Origin of the sequence: Photobacterium sp. GB-36 (assembly GCF_003026135.1) — a bacterium.
Taxonomy (GTDB): domain Bacteria; phylum Pseudomonadota; class Gammaproteobacteria; order Enterobacterales; family Vibrionaceae; genus Photobacterium.
On the sequence record NZ_PYNY01000084.1, the window covers coordinates 1 to 636 of the forward strand.

1 protein-coding gene is annotated in these 636 nt (G+C 39.6%); it reads right to left on the minus strand.

The window, feature by feature from the left end:
• Positions 1–328: DUF2931 family protein (locus C9J46_RS21420; protein ID WP_146144685.1), on the minus strand; the 328-nt coding region annotated here is incomplete at its 3' end.
• Between the last annotated feature and the right edge of the window lie 308 nt (positions 329–636).

Genomic DNA, 636 nt, shown 5'->3' on the forward strand with positions numbered 1-636 from the left:
GTAGATGATTGGTTTTCATAATCTGTTCATAGTAAGCAATTGTAGAATAACTTCTTAATGGCATACCATAACCATCATAATTAGGTAAAAAGCCTTTTATACGCTTAAAATCACTAACCGTCATAAACTGACTATGAGTGTGTAAAATAGAGGTCCAATTTTCTTGCGTGTTAATACCATATGCTTTAGTGACTCTGACTGGATAAAATGATGGCATAGCGTAACCAACCGTCCAATCAGGAACTTCATCAGGTACGCGTTCTCTATTTATCATGCTACAACCAGCCAGTAATAGGCAGAATACTCCTGTTGATATGATCTTTTTCATTTACTGTCCTTGTTTACATTCGAATATTTGACGCTCATTGTATCTTTGCTCTGTCGGCCTTTTCTGGCCATTTGAGACCAAAAGCCTTTATGATTCGCTGGCGCTTGCGGCGGAATATGCTGAGAATTGTACGGGGTATGTTTCATGGTTATTTTCTATCTTTCTTCGGCGTTAACGATTCCCTGAGTGAGAATACACGCTAAATAGACTGGGCAATAATTGGCCTGATTATAAGATATGACCTCCACAAAAAAGCACGCCGAGATGGGCGTGCTTATTATGCGTTAGGCAGAAGCCGTGTTTGGTGT